This window comes from Bradyrhizobium manausense (genome assembly GCF_018130615.1).
Taxonomy (GTDB): Bacteria; Pseudomonadota; Alphaproteobacteria; order Rhizobiales; family Xanthobacteraceae; genus Bradyrhizobium; species Bradyrhizobium manausense_A.
The window spans coordinates 249228-275255 of record NZ_JAFCKB010000002.1; the positions used below are offsets into that span (position 1 = coordinate 249228).

A 26028-nucleotide genomic window follows, 5' to 3' on the forward strand; every position below is an offset into this window, starting at 1 on the left:
ACGTCGCCGGCGCAAATCTCGATGACGTCAGGGCGACGGCGCAGCCGGTGGCGTTGCCGTAGCCTTCGGCAGAGACACCGCCGGCCAAGGGCTCTTCGCAGCGGGCGTCGCCGGTGGGCATGATGCTTCGAGCTGCGACCACGCCGAGGGCAGGCCCGTGGCGTCGATGTCGAACGTTGTCACGTCTGCCGCTTCGTCGGACTTCCGCGTGGTCTCCCGGACATGGAGGGAGCGGGACGCCATGATCGCCCTGAACGTGCCGAAATCGAGCGAGCCGCTCCACATTTCGTATTTGCCGGCCCGCATCGGAGATCCTCCGGCTTGCTCGTTGGGGGCGGCGTCTGCCGTCATCATGATGGTGCGTTTGCCCACCGACGCCTCGTCGATCTCGGCCGCGAACATCAGCGGCACGCGATTTTTGCGGTCGCAGTAAAGGCGCCACTCCATCGTTCGGAACGACGGGCCGCCTTCGTTCTTCAGCGTTGCGAACTTGCTGACATAGGGCGAGGTTGCTTTCTCCAGTCGCCACTTCGCCTCGGCTAGCGCCCGCGTGTCGATGCCGAAGCGGTACAGCTCGGCGCGCGTCAGCATGTGCAGATCTTCGAACTTCACCGTCCGGATCAGATCATCGAGCTCGCGGCTGATCCCCATCGCCGCGATATAGGCCGTGCGCTCGCGGTCGGCGGTTGCGGTTCGACGCTGCCTGAATTCTGCGAGCAACGCCGGCGGCGGATGGCCCTGAATGGCGAAGACGAGCCTGGAATTGTGGACCGCCAGCGCGGCGTCCGGTGCCACCTCGCGCGATGTCGCGCCGAGAAACAGGTAGCCGCAGGCCGAGTTGCACATCGCATGGTGAGTGGTGAGCTCGGCTTCGATCTCGCCGCCTGCGTTCTTCGCCTTCAGGCACGCGGCATCCACCTGCGTGCCTGCGGCACACGCCGCCGCAATCGTCTGGCCAACGCGCGCGATCGCCTTGCGGCCGCGCAGCAGCCGCCCGATGATGTAGGACTGCTCCACGTTGCCGCCGGGCGAATGGAGATAGATCGGACGCTGCGTGTCCTTGACGCCGGCGAGAAAGCGGCGGACGCGGGACGCGGCGTTGCCGTCGAGCTCGCCCTCGATGGCGATCCAGCGGTCGCAGCCCGGCCCGCATGCATCGGGCGCCCCCTTGGCAAGATAGATCGTCAGCCTGGACGCAAATCCCGCCTTCTCGGCCGGCGTCGGTTCTGCGCGCAATGCGCCGGAGATCGTCAGCGAGGCCACGAGGAGCAAGGTACGGGCGAGCATGAAATGAGAAGACCAGGCGCGATGAAGGAGACGATCTCACGTTACAGGACGATCGGAGCGTCTACAACTTTTAGTGGCGCGCTGGGGCGCCGCGAGCTTATGCTGCTCCGGATGAATGAACCTGCGACGCTCGACGACTACGCCAGCCATAGCCCGCTGAGCGATCCCGGCGTTCATGCCGGTCTGATCAGCGACTTGCCGCTGGATATTCCAGCGGTGTGTCGCATCCTGCACGGTCTGCTGATCCACGAGGCCTGGATCGAGAGGCAGGGCTTCGACCCGGCTGCGTTTTCCGGTCAGAGCCGCGCCACGCTGCCGGTGTCCAAACGTCTGGATCAGCTTCTGGCGATTGACCCTCGGCCGCTGACGATGGCGCGACCGGGCGAATTGAGAGCCTTGGCAACGTGCCGGGATTTTGCGCTGATGTTGTGCGCAATTCTGCGCCAGCACGGCGTGCCCGCCCGTGTCCGCTGCGGTTTCGGCACCTACTTTTCAGGTCATCCCTATCACGATCACTGGGTGTGCGAATACTGGATGCGGGACGAGCAACGCTGGGTGCTGGTCGATGCCGAGCTCGACGAGCCGCACCGCAATCTCCTCAAATTCGATTTCGAGCCAATCGATGTGCCGCGTACGGCGTTCATCACCGGTATCGAGGCGTGGAAACGCTGCCGGTCCGGCGCGATGGATCCCGAGCAACTGGGGCACGGAACGACGACTGGAATGTTCTTCGCGCGCGTCAACCTGGCGCGTGATCTGCTCGCGCTCGCCAAGAGCGAGACCTCAGCATGGGATACGTGGCGCGCGGCGCGCGAGCCGCACTATGCGCTCGACGATATCGCGCTGTCGCTCTGCGATGATCTGGCACGGCGGGGCGAGCAGGGGGCCGTCGCAATCGCTCCGTCGTTGAGTGTTCCGCCCTGGCAATGAGAAAGCAGGGCGTTTGCGCGCGTGGACGATTTCGAGAGGCGTTGCGTTCTCGGCGTCCGCAATTGTGGCGATCGCGCGCGAGAATGTGGCGACAATGGGGAGAGGAAATGATGCGCGCGTCTTCGATTCCTTGATCACACAATCGTGCGCGCGACGTTGTTACGCGCGCACGCAATGCACGCCGCGCAGCACACGTTGGAATCGCTGAAAACTCTTGTTTCAAGGGGTTTCCGCGCTTCGCGCGCTAAACACTCGTTAATGAAACAGGGCCCTTTGGCGTGAACTGTTGCGTCGAGGTTACAGCAATTCCGTCGATCGCTGGTATGAGGTCGCCATGGCCCGGGGGCCTAACGACGAAACTGGAACGGGATTCAAATGAACAAGAATATGTTGCTCGCTGCTGTGAGCCTCGTCGCGATCAGCGCGACTGCACCGGCGCTGGCTGCTGACCTCGCTGCGCGTCCTTACACCAAGGCGCCTGCGATGATCGCCACGGTCTATGACTGGAGCGGCTTCTACATCGGTATCAACGGCGGCGGCGGTTCCTCGCACTCGACCTGGGATCTCGTCGGCGGTGGCCGCGAAGGTTCTCACGATGCGACCGGCGGCACGGTCGGTGGCCAGATCGGCTATCGCTGGCAGTCCGGCCAGTGGGTGTTCGGCGTGGAAGGCCAGGGCAACTGGGCCGACTTCTCGGGTGACAACGTCAGCGCGCTGTTCGCCACGCGCAACCGGTCGAAGATCGATTCGTTCGGTCTGATCACCGGCCAGATCGGCTATGCCTGGAACAACGTGCTCCTCTACGTGAAGGGCGGTGCGGCCGTTGCGGGCACCAAGTACGAGGTGTCCAGCACTGCCACCGGCGCGCTGCTCGCCTCGAACAGCCAGACCCGTTGGGGTGGCACGGTCGGTGCCGGCCTCGAGTACGGCTTCGCGCCGAACTGGTCGGTTGGCGTCGAGTACAACCACATCTTCCTGCAGGACAAGGACGTCACCTTCGCGCTGGTGCCGTCGACCGATCGCATCCGTCAGGACGTCGACATGGGTCTCGTCCGCCTGAACTACAAGTTTGGCGGCCCGGTCTTGGCCAAGTACTGAGCAGAGCACTGAGACTGATCGCTTCGCAAGAAGCGGTTGTCGAAAGCCCCGGCCTTCGCGCCGGGGCTTTTTTATTGCGTGAATTCAGCGAGTTAACCATTTCGTTTCGAGCCGCCCCAGATCGCTTGACTCCATAGAACGAAATGAGAACAATGTTCTTCATACGTTCTGGTGATGGAGCAAGCCATGTTCAGGATTTTCGTGGAAGAAGCCGCTGCACTGACGTCGATCGCGCTGTTCGTCGGGATGATCGCGATCTGGGCTCAGGTGATTCCGCAGCTCTGATGCTGCGGTGCTGGAGCAGCGGTCTTGTAAACCGATGCTCGGGAACCATCTCGTGGCCCTTTTCTCATGGCTCTTTTCTCGCGGCCCTTGGGGAAAAGCGGGATGAGGCGGCCGATCGGCGGCTCCGGCGTGGACTCTGACGCGGCGAGCCCCCACCATTGTGAGGCGAGTCGCCCGAACATCACGCCTTGGGGCGCCGGCGACCGCTCCAACTCTTCTCACAAGAGGCCGTCACGCGACCATGCCGAGCGCCGGATTTGTCCACCTTCACGTTCACTCGGCCTATTCGCTGCTCAAGGGCTCGATCAAGATCGCCAAGCTCGCCGAGCTCGCGAAGAAGGATCACCAGCCGGCCTTGGCGCTGACCGACACCGACAATCTGTTCGGTGCACTCGAATTCTCCGACAAGATGGCGGGTTCCGGCATCCAGCCGATCGTCGGCTGCGAGCTCGCGATCGATTTCGGCGACCAGGATCCCAACGCGCGCAACGCGCTTCCGCCCTCCCGCGTGGTGCTGCTGGCCGCGCAAGAGCGCGGCTATCGCAGCCTGATGCGGCTGAATTCGCGCGCGTTCCTCGAATCACCCGACAGCCACGCGCCGTTCATCAAGTTCGATTGGTTCGACGGCGAGACCGAAGGGCTGATCGCACTGACCGGTGGCCCGGACGGACCGATCTCGCTCGCGCTCGCGAGCGGCCAGGCCGACATTGCGGCTGCACGCTGCGAGCGTCTCGCCGGCCTGTTCGGCGATCGCCTCTACGTCGAATTGCAGCGCCACAACCTCGACAAGGAACGGCGCGTCGAGAGCGGGCTGATCGACATTGCCTACGCGAAGGGCCTGCCGCTGGTCGCGACCAACGAGCCGTATTTCGCCGCGACCGACGATTACGAAGCGCATGACGCGCTGCTGTGCATCGCCGGCGGCCGGCTGATCGCCGAGACCGATCGCGTGCAGCTTACGCCGGATCACCGCTTCAAGACCCGCGCCGAGATGGCGGTGTTGTTCGCCGATATTCCGGAGGCGCTGGCCTCCACGGTCGAGATCGCGGAACGCTGCTCGTATCGCCCGATGACGCGCAAGCCGATCTTGCCGTTCTTTACGGTCGGCGCCGCCGGCAGCTCGGATGCCGCCGCGGTCGAGGCGGCCGAATTGAAGCGGCAGGCGGAGGAGGGGCTCGCCAGGCGGCTCCGGGTGCACGGCCTGTCGCAAGGCATGACGGAGGAGGATTACAACAAGCGCTTGGCGTTCGAGCTCGACGTCATCATGCGCATGAAATACGCGGGCTACTTCCTGATCGTGTCCGACTTCATCAAATGGGCGAAGAGCCAGGGCATTCCGGTCGGGCCGGGCCGCGGCTCAGGCGCCGGCTCGCTGGTTGCATGGGCGCTGACCATCACCGACCTCGACCCGATCAAGTTCGGCCTGCTGTTCGAGCGCTTCCTCAATCCCGAGCGCGTCTCGATGCCGGACTTCGACATCGACTTCTGCCAGGACCGCCGCGGCGAGGTGATCCAGTACGTCCAGCAGCGTTACGGCCGCGACCAGGTCGCGCAGATCATCACCTTCGGTACGCTGCAGGCGCGCGGCGTGCTGCGCGACGTCGGCCGCGTGCTGCAGATGCCCTACGGCCAGGTCGACAAGCTCACCAAGCTCGTGCCGCAGAATCCGGCCGCACCGGTGACGCTGGCGGCTGCGATCGAGAGCGAGCCGAAGCTTCAGGCGTTCCGCGACGAAGACCCGGTGGTGGCGCGCGCCTTCGACATCGCGCAGCGCCTCGAAGGTCTGACCCGGCACGCCTCGACCCACGCGGCCGGTATCGTGATCGGCGATCGCCCTTTAAGCGAACTCGTGCCGATGTATCGCGATCCGAAATCCGACATGCCGGTGACCCAGTTCAATATGAAATGGGTCGAGCCGGCCGGCCTCGTCAAATTCGACTTCCTCGGCCTGAAGACGCTGACCGTGCTGGACGTCGCGTGCAAGCTGCTCAAGCCGCGCGACATCCATGTCGATCTTGCGACGCTGCCGATCGACGATGCCGAGAGCTACCAGATGCTGGCGCGCGGCGAGGTGGTCGGCGTGTTCCAGGTTGAAAGCCAGGGCATGCGGCGCGCGCTGGTCGACATGCGCCCCGACCGTTTCGAGGACATCATCGCGCTGGTCGCGCTGTATCGCCCGGGCCCGATGGCGAACATTCCGACCTATTGCTCGCGCAAGCACGGCGACGAGGAGCCGGAGTATCTCCATCCCGTGCTCGAGCCGATCCTGAAGGAGACTTTCGGCGTCATCATCTACCAGGAACAGGTGATGCAGATCGCGCAGGTGATGTCGGGCTATTCGCTCGGCGACGCCGACCTGCTCCGCCGCGCCATGGGTAAGAAGATCCGCGCCGAGATGGACAAGCAGCGCGACATCTTCGTTGCGGGCGCGGTGAAGAACGGCGTGCCGAAGGGGCAGGCCGAGACCATCTTCGAGCTGCTGGCAAAATTCGCCGACTACGGCTTCAACAAGAGTCACGCGGCGGCCTATGCGCTGGTGTCCTACCACACCGCCTACATGAAGGCGCATTATCCGGTGGAGTTCATCGCAGCGTCGATGACGCTCGATCTCAACAATACCGACAAGCTTTCCGAATTTCGCTCCGAGGCCCAGCGGCTTGGCATCAAGGTCGAGCCGCCGAACATCAATCGCTCCGGCGCGACCTTCGAGGTCGGCGACAAGGTCATCTACTATGCGCTCGCCGCGCTGAAGGGCGTCGGCATCCAGGCCATCGACCAGATCATCGAGGAGCGGACCAAGCGGGGGCTGTTCACCTCGCTCGCCGACTTTGCGGCGCGCGTCAATCCGCGTGCGATCAACAAACGCATCATCGAAAGTCTCGCGGCCGCCGGCGCCTTCGACACGCTGGAGCCGAACAGGGCGCGGGTCTTCGCCGGGGCCGATTCGATCCTGGCTGCTTGCCAGCGTGCGCATCAGGCCGAGACCATCGGTCAGAACGACATGTTCGGCATGTCGGCGGACGCGCCGACCATCATGCTGCCGCAGATCGAGCCGTGGCTGCCGGCCGAACGGCTGCGCCGCGAATACGATGCGATCGGCTTCTTCCTGTCGGGTCATCCGCTCGACGATTACGCCACCGTGCTGAAGCGGCTGCGTGTGCAGAGCTGGGCCGAGTTCTCGCGTGCGGTGAAGACCGGCGCCACCGCCGGCAAGGTTGCGGCGACGGTGGTGTCGCGCATGGAGCGGCGCACCAAGACCGGCAACAAGATGGGCATCATGGGGCTCTCCGATCCCACGGGCCATTTTGAGGCGGTGCTGTTCTCCGAAGGCCTCGCGCAATATCGCGACGTGCTGGAGCCGGGCGCTGCGGTGCTGCTCCAGCTCGGCGCCGAGCTCCAGGGTGAGGACGTCCGCGCGCGCGTGCTGCATGCCGAGCCGCTGGATGACGCCGCGGCGAAGACGCAGAAGGGCCTGCGCATCTTCGTGCGCGATACCAAGCCGCTGGACTCGATCGCCAAGCGCCTGGCCGGACCGGAAGCCGCGGCCGCGAACGGCGCCACGCCAAAGATCGGCAGTCCCGGCATCGCGCCGCGCTCCAACGGCGACGGCGAGGTCTCGTTGGTGATGATGCTCGACCTCGAGACCGAGGTGGAGATGAAGCTGCCCGGCCGCTTCAAAGTCTCGCCCCAGATCGCCGGCGCGATCAAGGCGGTCGCGGGCGTCGTGGATGTGCAGCAGATCTAGCGCCGTTCCAGGTCATTTGCGTTGTCAACGTCGGGTTGCTGTTGCAACCTGGCGGTGATTTTGGCTAGCATCCATGCCGGGGAATAGGCTGGGGTGCGTGATGCTGCGATTGGGCGTGTTGTTGTTGGCCGTTGGCGCCATGCTGACGGGCTGCGTCAGCGATCAGGTCGGAACCGACTTTGCATCCGTGTCACGGAAGATCGGACCTCCACGCGGCGGGCAAGCGCGCGTGGTTTTCTTGCAGGACAAGCGCGAGGGCCTGAGCATGGCCATCTGCGGCTGCGAGGTGAAGCTCGATGGGACATCGCTCGGGCGGGTCGTGGCCGGCAAATATGCCTATGCTGATCGTCCGGCCGGTCGGCACGACGTGCTGGTGACCGAAGCGCTTTTCCCCGGCGACACCAAGCGCGAGATCGTGATGGAGGCCGGACGGACGCACTTCTACCTGATCAAGAGCAGCGCCAGGCACGATGCGGCGACGGGTGGAGCGATACTCGGTGGCTTGGCCGGGCTCGCAGTCGTGTCGGTTGCGACGGCGGGGGAGGCCAATCCCGGGCCGGCAGAGCTTGTCGCATTGGACGAGGCGACGGCGCGAACGAAGCTCGCCGAATTGCAAGCCATCAACTAAGATGCGCGCCGCGGCACGGCTGCGGCGGTCCAGCCGCAGCGGTTGCTCGGGAGAAAAAAGCATGTGCGAAAAATGCGCTCGCGTTACTGATACCGGGATCGGCCCTTCGCGGAGATCGTTCATCCATTTCTCCGGTGCTGCACTTGGGCTCGCCTTGAGTGGCGCGGCCTTCGCCAAGGACAACAAGGCGCCGCCCAAACCCCAGAACGTGCTGTCGCCGGACGCTTCGTTGAAGCGGCTGATGGAAGGCAATGCGCGCTATGTCGACGGCGTATCGCGGCGCCACGATTTCAAGCACGAGCGCGAGGCGCTGGCTGGTGGGCAGAATCCGTTCGCGGCGGTGCTGAGCTGCGCCGACTCGCGCATCGCGCCGGAATATGCCTTTGACACCGGCCGCGGAGATCTCTTCGTCTGCCGCGTTGCGGGCAATTTTGCCGGCACCGAGACCATCGCCAGCATGGAATATGCGGTCGCTGTTCTCAATACGCCGCTGATCCTCGTGCTCGGCCATGATGCGTGCGGTGCCGTCGATGCGACGCTGAAGGCGATCAAAGGCAACACGTCGCCACCGGGGCACATTCCCGCGCTGGTCGACGCGATCGCGCCGGCTGCCAAGGCCGCGATGCAGCAGGGCGGCGAGGTGCTCGACAAGGCGATCCGGCAGAACGTGATCGACAATGTCGCGAAGCTGAAATCGGCAACTCCGATTCTCGACGCCGCGGTCGCGCAGAGCAAGCTCAGGGTGGTCGGCGGTGTCTATCGGCTCGCGACCGGCGCCGTCGATTTGATCGCCCAGGGATGAGATGCCTCGCGTCCGTGCTTCGGACGAAGCCGGACCATGTTGCAGCCCCTCCGTGCTTTGGCTATGCAACCTTGCGTGCATTTGCGCGGGAGCAGGGACTTGCAAAAATCGTTTTTCGGCGCGCTGGTGCGTGCGATCGGATTGTCGGTTCTGATCGCGGTGTGCGCTTCGGACATGGCGTCGGCGGCGCAGGGTGAAGGTTCGGTCGCCGAGCGCATCTATGCGGCCGCGCCGCCGCGCTTGCTGCAAATCCGTACATTGGTCGCGGATGCCGGGCGCCAGACCTCGATCGGTTCGGGCTTCCTCGTCTCTGCGGACGGACTGGCGATCACCAACTATCACGTCGTCTCGCAGGCCGTGCTGGAGCCGGACACCTATCGGCTTGAATATATCGCCGCCGACGGCAGCCAGGGCAAGGTGACGCTACTGCGCGTCGATTTGCCGAACGATCTTGCGCTGGTCCGTATCGACAAGAAGGACGTGCCATTCTTTGCCTTCAACCAGGCGGCGCTCGAAGGCAAGCTCGCCAAGGGCGAGCGGCTCTATTCGATGGGCAATCCGCTTGACCTCGGCTTCACCATCATCGAAGGCACCTATAACGGCGTCACCGATCATACCTACACCGATCGGATCCATTTCTCCGGCGCGCTCAATCCCGGTATGAGCGGAGGCCCGGCGGTCGCTGCCGACGGCAACGTCATCGGCGTCAACGTCGCAACGCGCCGGGGCGGCCAGCTCATCAGCTTCCTGGTGCCCGCGCGGTTTGCGGCGGATTTGCTGCAGCGATCCGGTGAGAATGCCAGATCCTCTGACGTCAAGCCGTCCGATATCAAGGACGAGGTGGGCCGGCAATTGGTCGCGTGGCGATCAGGACTCTACAAATCGCTGGGTGAAGCGGATTTCCGCTCGGACACGTTCGGTCGCTACCGCGCGCCCGCGGCGCAGGCGCTCTGGTTCAACTGCTGGGCCAGCACCAATGCCAGCGACACGCCGAAGCCGCGCGCCAGCGTCAACTCCACCGAATGCAGCAGCGACACCAGCGTGTTCGTGGCGTCCGACCTCAACATCGGTGCGATCAACATCAATCATTCCCTGGTCAAGACCGTCGACCTCAATCAATTCCAGTTCGCAACCTATCTCATCCGGATCAGTCAGCCCCGCCTCAGCGTCGGCGGTCCCTTCAAGAAATGGTACACGCCGGAGCGGTGTCACGAGGACTTCGTCCAGGCCGGCGCGGCGCCGCAGCATCCGCCGCTGCATGTCGTGTGGTGCGCGCAGGCCTACCGGCAGTTCGAAGGACTTTACGACGTGTCCTTGATCGCGGTCACGCAGGACCAGTCACTTGAAGCGTTGGTCTCGCGGCTGAATATGCAGGCGGTCGGCTATGACGACGCCATCGCGCTCGGCAAGCGCTTCCTCGAAGCGGTGCAGGCCGGCAAATGATGTGGATCGAGATACTCTCGCGACAGCGCGAAGTCGCCGCACGCGTTCGCATCGCCGCTTCCGAGGTGCGCATCGGGCGGGGCTACGACAACGATGTCGTGATCGATGATCCCTACGTGGCCGCGCAGCATCTGCGCGTGGTCCGCCGCGACGATGGCAGCCTTTTCGCCGAGGACGTCGGCAGCGCCAACGGCACATTCATCGACGGCAGCAAGACCAGGCTGTCCGATTTCGTCGTGGACGGAAAGCAGCCGATCCGGATCGGGCAGACTTACCTGCGCATTCGCGACGTCGATCACGAAGTCGAGCGTGAATTGATTGCGCCGCCCGAGCGGCATGTCTTGCCGATCATCCTGGCGCTCGTCATCGGTGTGTTGATCCTTGCGATCGACGCCCTCAAGATCTGGCTGACACAGACAAGCGAGCCGCGCGCATCGGCCTATTTCACGCCGCTGCTGACGGTCGCCGGGACGCTCCTGGTCTGGGTCGGGCTGTGGGCGCTGCTCTGCCGCATCTTCACCGGACGCTCGCACTTCCTGCGCAATCTCCTGATCGTGTTGATCGGCCTCGCTGCCTTTTCGCTCTGCAACGAGTTCGCGCAATATGCCGCATTCGCCTGGACCTGGCCGTGGGGCGTCAGCTACGAGTATGTCGCGGGATGGCTGATCTTTGCGATCGTCTGCTTCGGTCATCTGCGCGAGATTGGGCGCAGCCGGCTGTGGTTGAAAGGGGGACTCGTCGCGGCTTTGCTGGCGGGCGGCATCGGCGTGCAAACGTTGCAGCAATCAGAGGCCTTCACCGATTCCGGACGGCAGCGGACGGTGCATTGGCTGATGCCGCCGATGTTGCGTGCGGTTCCAGTCAGTAGCGAGGACGCCTTCTTCGACAAGATCGGCAGTCTGAAGGGCGAGCTCGATACCGACCGCAGTCAGGCTCGCCCGGGCGAGCCGCGCCTTTGATGCGAGCGGGCCACGTCACCCTGCGAGAGAGGGTGGCCGTTGGGTCCGGCGAAGCTGACATGATCCTGACAAGCCTGCGCGCCATGGCGCCGCCTCAATCCGAGCCTTTCGTTCAAGTGCCGTTCAGCCGGCCGCGCGTCTCATGCGCGCTGGCACCTCAACAACAATAACGAGCGAGCCATGCGCGGGACACACAAGATCTTCATCTGCTTTTTGCTGCCGATCCTGCTCGTTGCGGGCGCGCTCGGTCCGGTGGGCGCGCAGCAGCAGGAAAAGCGCATTGCGCTCGTGGTCGGCAACGGCGCCTATTCGAAGTCGCCGCTGGCAACCACCGCGAACGATGCCGGCCTGATCGCGCAGACGCTGCAGGCGGCGGGCTTCGACGTGGTCGGCGCGCGCGATCTCGACGGCGACACGCTGCGCAAGAGTCTTCGCGATTTCATCCAGAAGGCGCAGGCCTCAGGCCCCGGCACCGTCGCGATGATCTATCTGGCCGGCTATGGCGTGCAACTCGCCGGGGAGAACTATTTCATCCCGGTCGATTCCAACATCGCGCGTGACACCGACATTCCGACGGAGGCGCTGCGTATCAGCGACTATGCCCGCCAGCTCGCCTCGATCCCGCTCAAGGCCAACGTCATCGTGCTCGATGCGGCGCGCGCGCAACCCTTCATAGAGGGCGGCCAGCAGCCGATTGCGAGCGGGCTGGCGCTGGTCGAACCCGATCCGAACATGCTGATCGCCTTCAACGCGGCGCCCGGCACGGTGGCGCCTGAGGAGCCGGGGCCCTACGGCATCTACGCCCAATCGCTGGCGGAGATGATTCGCACCGGGGGCCTGTCGCTGCCGGAGGTGTTCGACCGCGTTCGCCTCCGCGTCAACGAGAGTTCCAAGGGCGCGCAGGTGCCCTGGGACGACCAGAAGATCACCGCGCAATTCGCCTTCTTCGAGCGCGCGCCTGATGCGCCGCCGCCGCAGGCCGCACCCGATCAGGTCGCCGCGATCCGTAACAAGCCGATGCGCGATCTCGGCGTGCAGGACGCCTATGCGGCCGCGCTCGAGCGCGACACGCTGCCGGCCTACGAGGATTTTCTTGCCGCCTATCCCGGCGATCCCTTGGCGAAGCGCGTGATGGCGATCGTGGCGGCGCGCCGCGAAGCGATTACCTGGCGGCGGACTTATCGCGCCGACACGCCTGATGCCTATTGGTCTTATCTGCGCCGCTATCCGCGCGGGCCGCATGCGGGCGATGCCCGGCGCAGGCTTGCGATCCTGACTGCGCCGCTCGAGCCGCCGCCGACATTCGCGATGATGGACTACGACGTTCCGCCTCCGCCGCCGGAGGAGGTGGTCTATGTCGACCGTCCGGTGCTGTATTTCAGCGATCCTGATTTCGGCTTTGCGCCGCCACCACCACCGCCGATCTATTTCTGCCCGCCGCCACCGCCCGATTTCGTGGTGCTGCCGCCGCCGCTGCCGGTCGTCGGCCTGTTCGTGCTGCCGCAGCCGGTGTTCGTGCCGATTCCGGTGTTCTACAGTCCGCCGGTCTATGTCGCGCCGCCGCCGAACAACATCATCTACCAGAACATCCACAACACCACGGTCATCAACACCGTGATCAACCAGCCGGCGGCCGCGCTGCCGGCCGGCAATGCCGCCGCGGCCGCAGCCGTTGCGGCAAATGGACCAGGGCGCGCGGCCGGGATGACGCAGGTGCCGACGGCGGTGAAGCTTCAGGCGCAGGCGATCCAGGCCCATCCGAACCAGCCGCTGAAGCCCAGCCAGGCGGCGTTGGTCAGCAACCCGACGGCAAAGCCGGCTGCGATGATGGCGAGGCCGGTCAACGCCTCGCCAACGACGGTTGCCCCGACGGCACCGCCGGCGCCAGGTCACGCGCTTCCGGCTCCCGGATCGCAGAATACGCCGCCCGCTCCAGGGGGGGGCGGATCGCAGCCCTCGGTCCAGACGCCGAGCGGCAAGCCTGCTCCGACGGCAGCCGCACCCGTGGGCACGCCGGCGCAGGTCAACGCGCCCGCAATCGCTCCCGCGCCAGGACAGCCAAAACAGCCTGACGCACACGCGCTCCCCGTTCCGGGGGGCCATGGCGCGCCGCCGGTGCCCGGTCGAGCCGGTGCGCAGCCGTCCGCGATCCAGGCGCCCGGTAGTCAAGCTCCCGGCGGCAAGCCAGCTCCAACTCCGCCGGCGCCAACTGCTGCGGCACCGGCCACCTCAACGCCGCCAACGGCGGGAAACCCGCCAGGCCATGCCGTCGCGCCGCCGCCGGCGTCTGTAACCGCCAAGCCGGCCGTAACTTCCGTCAAACCGACGGCTCCTCCTCCGCCACCACCGGTGGCCCGGCAGCAAATCAGGCCGGAACCGCCACACGTCGCTGCGCCGCCGCCGCGTCCGCAGATCTCGGCGCGGCCTCCGCCGCCCCCGCCGCCCCCGCCGCCAGCGCGTGCAGCCCCACCGCCGCCGCCGCGGGTGGCTGCACCGCCGCCACCCCGTCCGGCGCCGCCGCCGGTTGCAGCCGCCCGTCCGGCTCCCCCGCCGGTGGCAAGACCGGCCCCGCCGCCTCCGCCACGGGTTGCGGTCGCGCCGCCGCCGCGTCCGGTGGCGCCGCCGCCACGGCCCCCTGCGGCCCCGGCGAAAAGATGCCCGCCCAACCAGCCAAAGTGCTAGCGGGCAGGGCGGAAATCCCGAGATGGGCCTTTCGCGGGCGATAAAAGCCCCGAAAGGCCCTTATTTCCTTGCTTCTGGCCGAAATGGCGCTATATAGCGCGCCATCTCACACGGAAGCATGGCTCACAAGGCCGTCCGGTGGCAGCCGGGGCGACAACGCTCCGTCTTGCTCACACGCTTCCGGAGGAACCAACCGGAGAATTAGAACGATGGCACTACCCGATTTCACTATGCGTCAGCTCCTCGAAGCCGGCGTGCACTTTGGTCACCAGTCTCACCGCTGGAATCCGAAAATGGCTCCGTTCATTTTCGGCGCTCGCAACAACATCCACATCGTTGACCTCGCCCAGACCGTGCCGATGCTGCATGCGGCTCTCCAGGCCGTCAGCGACACCGTTGCCAAGGGCGGCCGCATTCTGTTCGTCGGCACCAAGCGCCAGGCGCAGGATGGCGTCGCGGACGCGGCCAAGCGCTGCGCGCAGTACTTCGTCAATTCGCGCTGGCTCGGCGGCACGCTGACCAACTGGAAGACGATCTCGGCCTCGATCAAGCGCCTGCGTCATCTCGACGAAGTGCTGGCCGGCGGCGAAGCCAATTCCTACACCAAGAAGGAGCGCCTGACGCTTCAGCGCGAGCGCGACAAGCTCGATCGCTCGCTCGGCGGCATCAAGGACATGGGCGGTCTGCCCGACCTGATCTTCGTGATCGACACCAACAAGGAAGACATCGCGATCCAGGAAGCCCAGCGGCTCAACATTCCGGTCGCGGCGATCGTCGACACCAACTCCGATCCGAAGGGCATCACCTATGTGGTGCCGGGCAATGACGACGCCGGTCGCGCCATTTCGCTCTACTGCGATCTGATTGCGCGTGCCGCGATCGACGGCATCTCGCGCGCCCAGGGTGATTCCGGCATCGACATCGGCGCCTCGGCCCGCCCGGTCGCCGAAGATCTCCCCTCGGCCGGCGGCTTCCAGGGCCTTGCCGGTCCGCGCGGCACCGCCGACGACCTCAAGAAGCTCCCGGGCGTGTCGGGTGCGATCGAGAAGAAGTTCAACGACCTCGGCATCTTCCACTACTGGCAGCTCGCCGAGCTCGACCATGACACCGCGCACACGATCGGCGAAGAAGTCGGTCTGCCCAGCCGCGCGGATGCCTGGGTGGCCAAGGCCAAGGCACTGACCGCGGAAGCGGAATAGTCAAAAAGAGCGATGAGTTGGCCGGACAAGGTCCGGCCGCCATTTCATTCAGTTGACGCGAATTCCTGAGATGGACCGCGGCGGGGCAATGGATGCCACGCCGCGGCGAACCGGCAGGCAAGAAGGATTTTCAACGATGGCAACGATCACTGCTGCGATGGTCAAGGATCTGCGCGAGTCCACCGGCGCAGGCATGATGGACTGCAAGGCCGCGCTGACCGAAAACGACGGCAACATGGAAGCGGCGCAGGATTGGCTGCGCAAGAAGGGCCTGTCGAAGGCCGCCAAGAAGTCGGGTCGCGTCGCGGCCGAGGGCCTCATCGGCGCGGTCACCAAGGCCAACAAGGGCGTCGTGGTCGAGGTCAACTCCGAGACCGACTTCGTCGCGCGCAACGGCCAGTTCCAGGGCCTCGTCAAGATGGTCGCCCAGGTCGCTTTCGATGCCGGCGCCGATGTCGAGAAGATCAAGGCCGCCAAGGTCGGCGACGTCACGGTGGAAGCCGCGATCAACGACGCGATCGCCACCATCGGCGAGAACATGACGCTGCGTCGTGCAGCTTCCCTTGAAGTGAGCCAGGGCGTGGTGTCGAGCTACGTCCACGGCGCGGTCGTCGATGGCGCCGGCAAGATGGGCGTGATCGTCGCGCTGGAATCGCCCGGCAAGGCCGACGAGCTCGCAGCGCTCGGTCGTCAGATTGCGATGCATGTCGCGGCGGCCAACCCGCTCGCGCTCGAGCCGTCCGGCCTCGATCCGGCGGTCGTGAAGCGCGAGAAGGACGTGCTCGCCGACAAATATCGCCAGCAGGGCAAGCCGGAGAACGTGATCGAAAAGATCGTCGAGTCCGGCCTGAAGACCTACTACAAGGAAGTCTGCCTGCTCGAGCAGGCCTTCATCCACGACACCGGCAAGTCGGTGGCGCAGGCGGTGAAGGAGGCCGAAGGCAAGGTCGGCGGGCCTGTGAAAATCGCGGGCTTCGTGCGCTATGCTCTCGGTGAGGGAATCGAGAAGCAGGAATCCGACTTCGCAGCCGAGGTCGCGGCGGCCAGCGGCAAGAAGTAAGCGCCGGAACACCTCCTTCCGGCGCGCCGCCGGAAGCGGCGCCCGGACAAGGAAAGTGCGCATGACAGATCCGGTCTATCGTCGCGTCGTGATCAAGCTGTCCGGCGAATATCTCGCGGGACAGCAGGGTTTTGGCATTGACCAGCCGACCATGGACCGGGTTGCGGACGACCTGATCGCCGCCCGTCAGCTCGGGACCGAGGTTGCTGTCGTGATCGGCGGCGGCAACATTTTCCGCGGCGTCGAGGTGTCCTCGCGCGGTGTGTCGCGCCCGACCGGCGACACCATGGGCATGCTTGCCACCATGATGAACTGCCTCGCGCTCGAAGCCACGATCGAGCGCAAGGGCGCGCCGGCGAGGGCTCTCTCGGCGTTCGTCATGCCGGAGGTTTCCGAGCTGTTCACTCGCGCTGCGGCGCACAAATACCTCGCCGAGGGCCGGATCGTGCTGCTCGGCGGCGGAACCGGCAATCCGTTCTTCACCACGGACACGACGGCGGTGCTGCGCGCTGCCGAGATCGGCGCCCAGGCGGTGCTGAAGGCGACCAATGTCGACGGCGTCTACTCGGCCGATCCGAAGAAGGACCCGTCCGCCACCCGGTTCGAGCGGCTGACGCATTCGCAGGCGATTGAGGGCGGCTACAAGGTGATGGATGCGACCGCCTTCGCACTTGCCCGCGAGACATCGCTGCCTATCATCGTATTTTCGATCGCGGAGCCCGGTTCGATCGGCGCGATTCTGCGCGGCGTCGGCCACGGGACGATCGTCGCCGGCTGACGGCTCATCTGGCGCGCGCCCTCGGCGAAGGGCGCGACGAGGGCGCCGGGATATTGAAGGAGAAACGTGATGGCCACGGGTAATTTCGACCTCAACGAAGTGAAGCGCCGCATGCAGGGCGCGGTCGCCTCGCTCAAGCATGAGCTCGGCGGCTTGCGGACGGGGCGCGCGGCTGCGTCGATGCTGGATCCGGTCCAGGTCGAAGCCTATGGCAGCCACATGCCGCTCAACCAGCTCGCCACCGTCAGCGTGCCGGAGCCGCGTCTGATTTCGGTGCAGGTCTGGGACAAGTCGATGGTGAAGCCGGTCGAAAAGGCGATCGTCGATTCCAATCTCGGCCTGTCGCCGGCGACCGAGGGCCAGGTGCTGCGCCTGCGCATTCCCGAGCTCAACGAGGAGCGCCGCAAGGAGCTCGTCAAGGTCGCGCACAAATACGCCGAAGCCGCCAAGGTCGCCGCGCGCCATGTCCGGCGCGACGGTCTCGATGTTCTGAAGAAGCTCGAGAAGAATCACGAGATGTCGGAAGACGATCAGAAGCGTCACGCCGACGAGGTGCAGAAGGTGACCGACGGCACCATCGCCGAGATCGATCAGCTGCTTGCCACCAAGGAAAAAGAAATCCTCACCGTCTAAGGTCTCTTTTCCATGTCCAACGCCACCGCGCCCGCTACCGAAGGACCCGACCGGTCCGACGCGCCTGCGCATGTCGCCATCATCATGGATGGCAACGGGCGTTGGGCGGCCGCGCGCGGTCTGCCGCGGGCGGAGGGGCATCGCCGCGGCGTGGAGGCCTTGCGCCGCGTGGTGCGTGCCTCGCACGAGCTCGGTATCCGCTATCTCACCATCTTCTCGTTCTCGTCCGAGAACTGGTCGCGGCCCGCGAGCGAGATCGGCGATCTCTTCGGTCTGCTCCGGCGTTTCATCCGCAACGATCTCGCAAGCCTGCATCGCGACGGCGTCAAGGTGCGCATCATCGGCGAGCGCGACGGCCTCGAGGGCGACATCTGCGCGCTGCTGAACGAGGCCGAGGAACTGACGCGCGACAACACGCGTCTCACGCTCGTCGTCGCCTTCAACTACGGCTCGCGGCAGGAAATCGCGAAAGCAGCGCAAAAGCTCGCGCGCGAAGTTGCGGACGGCAAGCGCGATCCCGCTTCGATCGATGCCGATACGCTCGGCGCCCATCTCGATGCGCCCGACATTCCCGACCCCGATCTCATCATCCGCACCAGCGGCGAGCAGCGCCTGTCCAATTTCCTGATGTGGCAGGCCGCCTATAGCGAACTGGTGTTCGTGCCGATCCACTGGCCCGATTTCGACAAGGCGGCGCTGGAAGGGGCGGTCGCCGAATTCGCCAGGCGTGAGCGCCGTTTCGGCGGCCTGGTCGCGAAAACCGCCTCGTGAGCGAACCCGACGCCGAAGCAGCGGGCGCGAAGCCTGCCCCGAACAATCTCGTGATGCGAGTTCTCGCCGCGCTGGTGCTCGCGCCGCTCGCCATTGCGGTCGTTTACGCCGGCGGCTGGCTGTGGGCGCTTTGCGTCACCCTGGTGTCGATCGGGCTGTTCGCGGAATGGCTGATGGTGGTGGGTGCAGGATCCGCCGCGCTGACCGGGGCAGGGACGGTCGTCATTGCCACTATGGGCTTGTGCGTAGCTGCCGGTGCGCTGAAGACCGCTGTCGTCACTGGCTTTGTCGGCGGTGCGCTCGTGACGCTGATCGCGCGCGGCAAGTTCGTCTGGGCTGCGACCGGCTTTGCCTATGCAGCGGCGGCGCTGCTGGCCTCGATCCTGGTGCGGAAGGATCTCGTCAACGGCTTCTCCGCGCTGATGTTCGTGCTGCTGGTGGTGTGGGCGACCGATATCGGCGGCTATTTCGCCGGCCGCAGCATCGGTGGACCGAAGCTGTGGCCGCGCGTCAGTCCCAAGAAGACTTGGGCCGGCGCGTTCGGTGGTTTTGCGGCGAGCCTTGCGGTTGCGAGCGGGTTTGCGGCGTTCGGCATCGGAAAAGCAGTTCCTCTGCTCCTCGTCAGCGCCATCCTGTCGGTGGTATCGCAGGCCGGCGATCTGTTCGAATCCGCGGTGAAAAGGCGCTTCGGCGTCAAGGATTCCAGTCACTTAATTCCCGGCCATGGCGGGCTTCTGGACCGCCTGGACGGCTTTGTCGCCGCCATCCTGGTGGCATGGATTATCGGCTTCCTCCGCCATGGTGTGCATAGCGCCGGAAGCGGTCTTATGGTTTGGTGAGGATATGAGCGCAGTCCCTTTGCGTAACAACAAGCCCGCTGTGGCCGACATCCGCAGCGTCACCGTCCTCGGTGCCACCGGCTCGATCGGCGACAGCACGATGGATCTGCTGCGCGCGTCGCCCGAGCGCTATCGCGTCGAAGCCTTGACGGCGAACAGCAATGTCGAAGCGCTGGCCAAGCTCGCGAAGGAATTCTCCGCGCGCTTTGTCGCGATCGCAGACAGCAGCAAGCTCGCCGAGCTCAAGGCCGCACTTGCGGGCACGAGCACCGAATGCGGCGCCGGCGAAAGCGCGGTGATCGAGGCGGGCGCGCGTCCGGCCGATTGGGTGATGGCCGCGGTGAGCGGCGCGGCCGGATTGAAGCCGGCTTTGGCTGCGGTCGATCGCGGGGCGCATGTCGCGCTCGCCAACAAGGAATGCCTGGTTTGCGCCGGCGATTTCTTCATGCAGCGCGCGGCGAAAGCGGGCGCCTGCATCTTGCCGGCCGATTCCGAGCACAACGCGTTGTTTCAGGCGCTGGCCTCGGGCAATCGCGACGAGCTGGTTCGCGTGATCATCACCGCCTCGGGCGGTCCGTTCCGCACCTGGAAGCCGGCCGATATCGAGCAGGCGACCCTCGAGCAGGCCCTGAAGCATCCGAACTGGAGCATGGGCCAGAAGATCACGATCGATTCCGCCTCGATGATGAACAAGGGGCTCGAGGTGATCGAGGCGTCTTATTTGTTCGCGTTGAAGCCGGATGAGATCGACGTCCTGGTGCATCCGCAATCGATCATCCACGGCATGGTCGAGTTTTCCGACCGTTCGGTGATGGCCCAGCTCGGCTCGCCGGACATGCGCACGCCGATTGCCCATTGCCTCGGCTGGCCCGACCGGATCAAGGGGCCGGCTGCCAAGCTCGATCTGGCCAAGATCGGCCAGCTGACCTTCGAGGCACCGGATTTCGAGCGGTTCCCCGGGCTTCGCCTGGCCTTCGATTCGCTCCGGCACGGGAAGGGGGCAACGACCGTCTTCAACGCCGCCAACGAGGTCGCGGTCGCGGCATTCATTGCCGGCAAGATCCGGTTCGGCGCGATCGCCCGGCTGGTGGAGGCAACGCTTGAGGACTGGATCCGCGGTGGGAACCACGGCCCCATGACCTCAGCGGATGATGCAATATCCGTTGACCATGTTTCGCGAAATAAAGCTGCCGCCCTATTGCCTCAAATTGCCTTAAAGGCATCCTAGATGGTTCGGGGCCAGGGCCTTGCGGCGCTGGATGAGGGAATTCGATGATCGACTTTTTTACCCATAGTTTCAATACGTTGAGCCATGGGCTCCTCGGTTACGCGGTTCCTTTCCTGTTCGTCCTGACCATCGTCGTGTTCTTCCACGAGCTCGGCCATTTCCTGGTCGCGCGCTGGGCCGGCGTGCGCGTGTTGACCTTTTCGCTCGGCTTCGGGCCTGAGCTCGTTGGTTTCAACGATCGTCATGGCACCCGCTGGAAGATCTCGGCGATCCCGCTCGGCGGCTACGTCAAGTTCTTCGGCGACGAGAGCGAGGCTTCGACGCCCTCGGCTGAGGCGCTCGCGGCCATGACGGCCGAGGAGCGCGCCGGCAGCTTCCATCACAAGAAGGTCGGTCCCCGCGCCGCCATCGTCGCGGCTGGCCCGATCGCCAATTTCATCCTCGGCGCGCTGATTTTCGCGGGCATGGCCCTGTATTACGGCAAACCCAGCACGATCGCGCGCGTGGACGGCGTCGTCGCCGACGGCGCCGCGGCCACCGCCGGCTTCAAGATCGGCGACGTCGTGGTCGAGATCGACGGCAAGCCGATCGAGAGCTTTGCCGATATGCAGCGGATCGTCGCGACGAGTGCCGGTTCGGCGCTGGTATTCCAGGTGAAGCGGGATGGTGCTGTGGTGTCGCTGACGGCGACGCCAGCGCTGCTCGAGCGCAAGGATCCGTTCGGCAACAGCCATCGGGTCGGCGTGCTCGGCGTCGAGCACAAGTCGCAGGCCGGTGAGGCCTCGACCGCGCCGGTCGGGGTCGGCGAGGCGCTCAAGATCGGGGGCGAGCAGGTCTGGTTCATCATCACCAGCACCTTCAAGTTCCTGGGCTCGCTGTTCATCGGGCAGGGCAATCCGAACGAGGTCAGTGGCGTCCTAGGCATCGCCAAGATGTCGGGGCAGGCGGCCAGCGCCGGGTTCCAGTTCGTGATCAACCTGTGTGCCGTGCTGTCGGTCTCGATTGGCCTCCTGAACCTGTTTCCGATCCCGCTGCTCGATGGCGGTCACCTTCTGTTCTATACGGCCGAAGTGGTCCGTGGCCGTCCGCTCTCGGAGCGGACCCAGGAAATGGGGTTCCGAATCGGGCTCGGTCTGGTGCTGATGCTGATGGTGTTTGCAACCTACAACGACATCCTTCGGATGGCGGCGTCTTGATAGGGGCTTTTTTGTGACGTTGCTCTTGGGCAACGTCTTGGACTGAAATTGAAATTGCGGCGCGCTCGGCCGTTTGCGGCGTCGGGGAAATTGGCTACAAGCGGCTTGAACTTGGGGAATCTCCCAGACCGGCTTCGGGGTTGGTCTGGTACGTTGATAAGGGCGCGTTGCGCATGAAGTTTGGACTGCGACTCCGGGGGGGCTTGCTCGCAACCCTGATCATGTTCGGCGCGCCGGTGGTTGCCCCGGTTGGGGCTGTTTTTGTGTCTTCGTCTGCGCTCGCTCAGACCGTGCAGTCGATTTCCGTCGAAGGGAATCGCCGCGTCGAGGTGGAGACGATCCGCTCCTATTTCAAGCCCGGCCCGGGTGGGCGCCTCGATCAGGGCGCCATCGATGACGGCCTCAAGGCGTTGATCGAGACCGGCCTGTTCCAGGACGTGAAGATCAACCGCGGCGCTGGCGGCCAGCTCGTCGTTTCCGTGGTGGAAAACCCGGTGATCGGGCGCATTGCGTTCGAGGGCAACAAGAAGATCAAGGACGAGCAGCTCACCGCCGAAGTCCAGTCCAAGGCCCGCGGCACCTTCTCCCGCGCCATGGTGCAGTCGGATACGCTGCGAATCGCCGAAATCTATCGCCGCTCCGGCCGCTATGACGTGAGCGTCGTGCCTGAAATCATCGAGCAGCCGAACAACCGGGTCGATCTGATCTTCACGGTCAACGAAGGCGCCAAGACGGGCGTCAAGTCGATCGACTTCATCGGCAACAATGCGTTCTCGTCCTATCGCCTGCGCGATGTCATCAAGACGCGCGAAACGAATCTGCTGAGCTTCCTCGGCAGCGGCGACGTTTACGACCCCGACCGCGTCGAGGCCGACCGCGACCTGATTCGGCGCTTCTACCTGAAGAACGGCTTCGCTGACGTCCAGGTCGTGGCCGCGCTCACCGAATACGATCCGGAGAAGAAGGGCTTCAATGTCACCTTCAAGATCGAGGAAGGCCAACAGTACCGCGTCGGCACCGTCGATTTCCGCACCAGCATCCCGAACTTCGACCCTAGCTCGCTGCGCTCGTTTTCGCGCGTCAATGTCGGATCGCTCTACAACGTCGAGTCGGTCGAGAAGTCGGTCGAGGATATGCAGATCGAGGCCTCGCGGCGCGGCTACGCCTTCGCGGTGGTGCGTCCGGGCGGCGATCGCAATTTCGATGCGCACACCGTCTCCGTCGTGTTCAACATCGACGAAGGTCCGCGCACTTATATCGAGCGCATCAACATCCGCGGCAACACCCGTACCCGTGACTATGTGATCCGTCGCGAGTTCGACATCTCCGAGGGCGATGCCTATAACCGTGCGCTGGTCGATCGCGCCGAGCGCCGCCTGAAGAACCTCGACTACTTCAAGAGCGTGAAGATCACGACGGAGCCGGGCTCCTCCAGCGACCGCGTGGTTCTGCTCGTCGATCTCGAAGAGAAATCGACCGGCGACTTCTCCATCTCCGGCGGTTACTCCACGACCGACGGTGCGCTGGCCGAAGTGTCGGTTTCCGAGCGCAACCTGCTCGGCCGCGGCCTGTTCGCCAAGGCGTCGGTCACCTATGGCCAGTACGCCCGCGGCTATTCGCTGTCGTTCGTCGAGCCGTATCTGCTCGATTACCGCGTTGCGCTGGGCCTCGACCTCTATCAGCGCCAGCAGCTGTCCAACAGCTACATCTCCTACGGCACCAAGACGCTGGGCTTCTCGCCGCGCCTCGGCTTCTCCTTGCGCGAAGATCTTTCGCTCCAGCTGCGTTACTCGATCTACCAGCAGGAAATCACGCTGCCGTCCAACCTGGCGAACTGTAACAACGTCATCGGTTCGTCGACGTTCAATCCGAGCCCGGCTTTTGCCGCCGCCAACGGCATCGATCTGACCTCGACCAACGGCCTCGGCTGCTACTTCGACGGCGAAGCCTCGCTGCCGGTGCGCAGGGAGCTCGCGAACGGCAAGACGCTGACCTCGGCGCTCGGCTACACGCTGACCTACAACACGCTCGACAACAACAAGAACCCGACCGACGGCCTGCTCATCGACTTCAGGCAGGACTTCGCCGGCGTTGGCGGCGACGTCTCCTATCTGAAGACTGCTGCCGATGCGAAGTACTACCAGTCGCTGGTGTCGGACCTCGTGGGCCTCGTCCATCTCCAGGGCGGTATCCTGAACAAGGTCGGCAAGGACGATCTGCGCATGCTGGATCATTTCCAGATGGGCCCGAACCTCGTCCGCGGCTTTGCGCCGAACGGCATCGGCCCGCGCGATCTGAATCCCTTCGGTACGCAGGACGCGCTTGGCGGCACCAAGTACTGGGGCGCCTCGCTCGAATTGCAGATGCCGTTCTGGTTCCTGCCGAAGGAAGTGGGTCTGAAGGGCGCTGTCTACGCCGACGCCGGCGGTCTCTTCGACTATCAGGGCCCGACGACGTGGTCGCTGACCAACGAAATGACCACGACCAAGAACTCGAACTGTACGCCATCGACCATCAGCCCGGCCACGGCTGGAACTTGTACCGGCCTAGTGTATGACAACGGCAATGTGGTCCGTTCGTCGGTCGGTGTCGGTTTGATCTGGGCCTCGCCGTTCGGTCCGCTGCGCTTCGACTACGCAGTGCCGCTCACCAAGGGCAAGTATGACCGCGTGCAGGAATTCCGGTTCGGCGGCGGTACCTCGTTCTAATTCGATCAGCAGGGCATGATTCGGCCACCTGGGAATTCCTTGGGGAGTTCCCGGGGGCCGGCCGCCAAAAAGATCGTGCTCAACTCATGAGATAAGGCATGATGCGGCCTGACCGCTTCATGCCGAAGCCGGACCGCGGCGGGGTGGAATGGCGCAGCCGACCTTCTTCAAAAAGCCGCCGGCCTCAACGCTGGCCGACATCGCCGCGCAGACCAAGGCGCTATTGGTCGACCCCACTAGGGGCGGTCATGTCATCACGGGCCTTGCTTCGCTCGACGAAGCCGGCCCGATGCATTTGGCATTTTTCGACAACCTCAAATATGCCGATGAGCTCAAGGCGACCAAGGCCGGCGCCTGCCTGGTCAGCCCGCGCTTCGAGGCCCAGGTGCCCCCGCATGTGGCGGTGCTGCGGGCGGCGCAGCCGTTCCGTGCCTTCGTTGGGATCGCCCGGGAATGGCATGGCGATGCGCTGCGCCCACAGTCCTGGTTCGGCAATGACGGCATCGCGCCATCGGCCATCATCGATCCCTCGGCGCGGCTGGAGGACGACGTCATCGTCGAGCCGCTGACCGTCATCGGCCCGGATGTCGAGATCGGCAGCGGCACCGTGATCGGCGCTGGTGTGGTCCTTGGTCCAGGCGTCAAGATCGGCCGGGACTGCAATGTCGGCGCCCGCACCGCCATCCAGTGCGCGCTGATCGGCAACAACGTGCTGATCCATCCCGGCTGCTCGATCGGCCAGGACGGCTACGGCTTCATCTTCTTCGGCCCCGAGGGCCATCTGAAAGTGCCGCAGACCGGCCGCGTGCTGATCCAGAACAATGTGGAAGTGGGCGCTGGTACCACCATCGATCGCGGCTCCTTGCGCGACACCGTGATCGGGGAGGGCACCAAAATCGACAATCAGGTTCAGATCGGCCACAATGTGACCATCGGCCGGAACTGCCTGCTGGCGGCCCAGATCGGGCTCGCGGGCAGCCTGACCATCGGCGATAACGTGGCGCTGGGAGCAAAGGTCGGCATCAACAATCACCTCAAGATCGGTGACGGGGCCCAGGTCACCGCGATGAGCGGCGTCAAGGACGACATCCCGCCGAACGGACGCTGGGGCGGTTTTTTTGCCAAGCCGACCAAACAATGGTTCAAGGAAATTATCGCGGTGGAGCGCCTGGTACGCGACAGCAAGGCCGATCCGAAGGACGAGGGACGGGAATGACGGCGGAATCACCTGTAAAATTCGAGCTGGTGGATATCAATGCGATCCTCCAGACGCTGCCGCACCGTTTTCCGATGCTGCTGATCGACCGGGTGATCAACATCCGGGCCGATTACAGCGGCATTGGCATCAAGAACGTCACGTTCAACGAGCCGGCCTTCCAGGGGCATTTCCCCGAACGTCCGGTCTATCCGGGCGTCATGATGATCGAGGCGATGGCGCAGACCGCCGGCGTGATCGGCATCAAGTCGGTCGAGGGCACCGAGAAGCCGCGGGCGGTGTATTTCCTCACCATCGACAAATGCAAGTTTCGCAAACCCGTGCTGCCCGGTGACACCATCGAGTATCACATGCGCTCGCTCGGCCGCCGCAAGACGATGTGGTGGTTTCACGGTGACGCCAAGGTCAACGGTCAGGTCGTCGCCGAAGCCGACGTCGGCGCGATGCTGACGGATTGAGGCCGCTTCTCGCGCGCCCAAGTTCAAGTGTTGGATGAGGTCGTTGATGCAGCGGCACGGCTGCTTCAGCCGGCATCTGAAAC

20 protein-coding genes are annotated in these 26028 nt (G+C 64.7%); 19 read left to right on the forward strand and 1 reads right to left on the reverse strand.

From position 1 onward, the window contains the following. Positions 1 to 27: 27 nt before the first annotated feature. Positions 28 to 1287 (reverse strand): hypothetical protein, encoded by a 1260-nt coding sequence (locus tag JQ587_RS04860; protein ID WP_212300887.1) that lies wholly within the window; start codon positions 1285 to 1287, stop codon positions 28 to 30. A 21-nt stretch (positions 1288 to 1308) separates the two neighbouring features. Here JQ587_RS04860 and JQ587_RS04865 point away from each other — a divergent pair, with 21 nt between their 5' ends. From JQ587_RS04865 to fabZ, 19 genes are all read left to right on the forward strand, one after another. Next, the gene (locus JQ587_RS04865; protein ID WP_212424558.1) at positions 1309 to 2217 is read left to right on the forward strand and encodes a transglutaminase-like domain-containing protein; all 909 of its coding nucleotides are present in this window, start codon (positions 1309 to 1311) and stop codon (positions 2215 to 2217) included. A 375-nt stretch (positions 2218 to 2592) separates the two neighbouring features. Next, positions 2593 to 3315 carry an outer membrane protein gene (locus tag JQ587_RS04870; RefSeq protein WP_212300885.1) on the forward strand — a complete coding sequence of 241 codons (723 nt, stop codon included), beginning with the start codon at positions 2593 to 2595 and terminating at the stop codon, positions 3313 to 3315. Between the two features lie 526 nt (positions 3316 to 3841). Beyond that, on the forward strand, positions 3842 to 7345 hold the full coding sequence (gene dnaE, locus JQ587_RS04875; RefSeq protein WP_212424559.1) for a DNA polymerase III subunit alpha: 3504 nt from the start codon (positions 3842 to 3844) through the stop codon (positions 7343 to 7345). A 229-nt stretch (positions 7346 to 7574) separates the two neighbouring features. Next, entirely contained in the window at positions 7575 to 7973 is a 399-nt protein-coding gene (locus tag JQ587_RS04880) for a DUF2846 domain-containing protein (protein WP_349629475.1), read from the forward strand. A gap of 61 nt (positions 7974 to 8034) precedes the next feature. After that, positions 8035 to 8775 (forward strand): carbonic anhydrase, encoded by a 741-nt coding sequence (locus tag JQ587_RS04885; protein WP_212300883.1) that lies wholly within the window; start codon positions 8035 to 8037, stop codon positions 8773 to 8775. 99 nt (positions 8776 to 8874) lie between these two features. Next, positions 8875 to 10218 (forward strand): S1C family serine protease, encoded by a 1344-nt coding sequence (locus JQ587_RS04890; RefSeq protein WP_349629477.1) that lies wholly within the window; start codon positions 8875 to 8877, stop codon positions 10216 to 10218. Next, positions 10215 to 11177: an FHA domain-containing protein gene (locus JQ587_RS04895; RefSeq protein ID WP_212300882.1), complete on the forward strand. Its 963-nt coding sequence runs from the start codon at positions 10215 to 10217 to the stop codon at positions 11175 to 11177. The genes JQ587_RS04890 and JQ587_RS04895 overlap by 4 nt, the downstream gene beginning before the upstream one ends. Before the next feature lie 180 nt (positions 11178 to 11357). Next, complete coding sequence (locus tag JQ587_RS04900; RefSeq protein WP_212300881.1) at positions 11358 to 13859, forward strand: caspase family protein; 2502 nt, start codon at positions 11358 to 11360, stop codon at positions 13857 to 13859. Between the two features lie 209 nt (positions 13860 to 14068). Beyond that, the gene (locus tag JQ587_RS04905) at positions 14069 to 15058 is read left to right on the forward strand and encodes a 30S ribosomal protein S2 (RefSeq protein WP_212300880.1); all 990 of its coding nucleotides are present in this window, start codon (positions 14069 to 14071) and stop codon (positions 15056 to 15058) included. Positions 15059 to 15194: 136 nt separating this feature from the next. Further along, a complete protein-coding gene (gene tsf / locus JQ587_RS04910; protein ID WP_212300879.1) occupies positions 15195 to 16118 on the forward strand; it encodes a translation elongation factor Ts in 924 nt (307 codons plus the stop codon). A 61-nt stretch (positions 16119 to 16179) separates the two neighbouring features. Continuing rightward, positions 16180 to 16896, forward strand: a complete 717-nt coding sequence (pyrH, locus tag JQ587_RS04915) for a UMP kinase (protein WP_212300878.1) — start codon at positions 16180 to 16182, stop codon at positions 16894 to 16896. Positions 16897 to 16965: 69 nt separating this feature from the next. Then, entirely contained in the window at positions 16966 to 17529 is a 564-nt protein-coding gene (frr, locus tag JQ587_RS04920) for a ribosome recycling factor (RefSeq protein WP_212300877.1), read from the forward strand. 12 nt (positions 17530 to 17541) lie between these two features. Then, the gene (locus JQ587_RS04925; protein ID WP_212300876.1) at positions 17542 to 18300 is read left to right on the forward strand and encodes an isoprenyl transferase; all 759 of its coding nucleotides are present in this window, start codon (positions 17542 to 17544) and stop codon (positions 18298 to 18300) included. Next, on the forward strand, positions 18297 to 19139 hold the full coding sequence (locus tag JQ587_RS04930) for a phosphatidate cytidylyltransferase (protein WP_349629478.1): 843 nt from the start codon (positions 18297 to 18299) through the stop codon (positions 19137 to 19139). Before JQ587_RS04925 ends, JQ587_RS04930 begins: the two co-directional genes overlap by 4 nt. A 4-nt stretch (positions 19140 to 19143) precedes the next feature. Further along, on the forward strand, positions 19144 to 20367 hold the full coding sequence (gene dxr, locus JQ587_RS04935; RefSeq protein WP_212300875.1) for a 1-deoxy-D-xylulose-5-phosphate reductoisomerase: 1224 nt from the start codon (positions 19144 to 19146) through the stop codon (positions 20365 to 20367). A gap of 44 nt (positions 20368 to 20411) precedes the next feature. Further along, entirely contained in the window at positions 20412 to 21563 is a 1152-nt protein-coding gene (gene rseP, locus JQ587_RS04940) for an RIP metalloprotease RseP (RefSeq protein ID WP_212300874.1), read from the forward strand. A gap of 173 nt (positions 21564 to 21736) precedes the next feature. Continuing rightward, a complete protein-coding gene (bamA, locus tag JQ587_RS04945) occupies positions 21737 to 24271 on the forward strand; it encodes an outer membrane protein assembly factor BamA (protein WP_212424560.1) in 2535 nt (844 codons plus the stop codon). A gap of 148 nt (positions 24272 to 24419) precedes the next feature. Continuing rightward, entirely contained in the window at positions 24420 to 25487 is a 1068-nt protein-coding gene (gene lpxD, locus JQ587_RS04950; RefSeq protein WP_212424561.1) for a UDP-3-O-(3-hydroxymyristoyl)glucosamine N-acyltransferase, read from the forward strand. Continuing rightward, positions 25484 to 25945: a 3-hydroxyacyl-ACP dehydratase FabZ gene (gene fabZ / locus JQ587_RS04955; protein WP_036010015.1), complete on the forward strand. Its 462-nt coding sequence runs from the start codon at positions 25484 to 25486 to the stop codon at positions 25943 to 25945. Before lpxD ends, fabZ begins: the two co-directional genes overlap by 4 nt. Positions 25946 to 26028 lie beyond the last annotated feature (83 nt).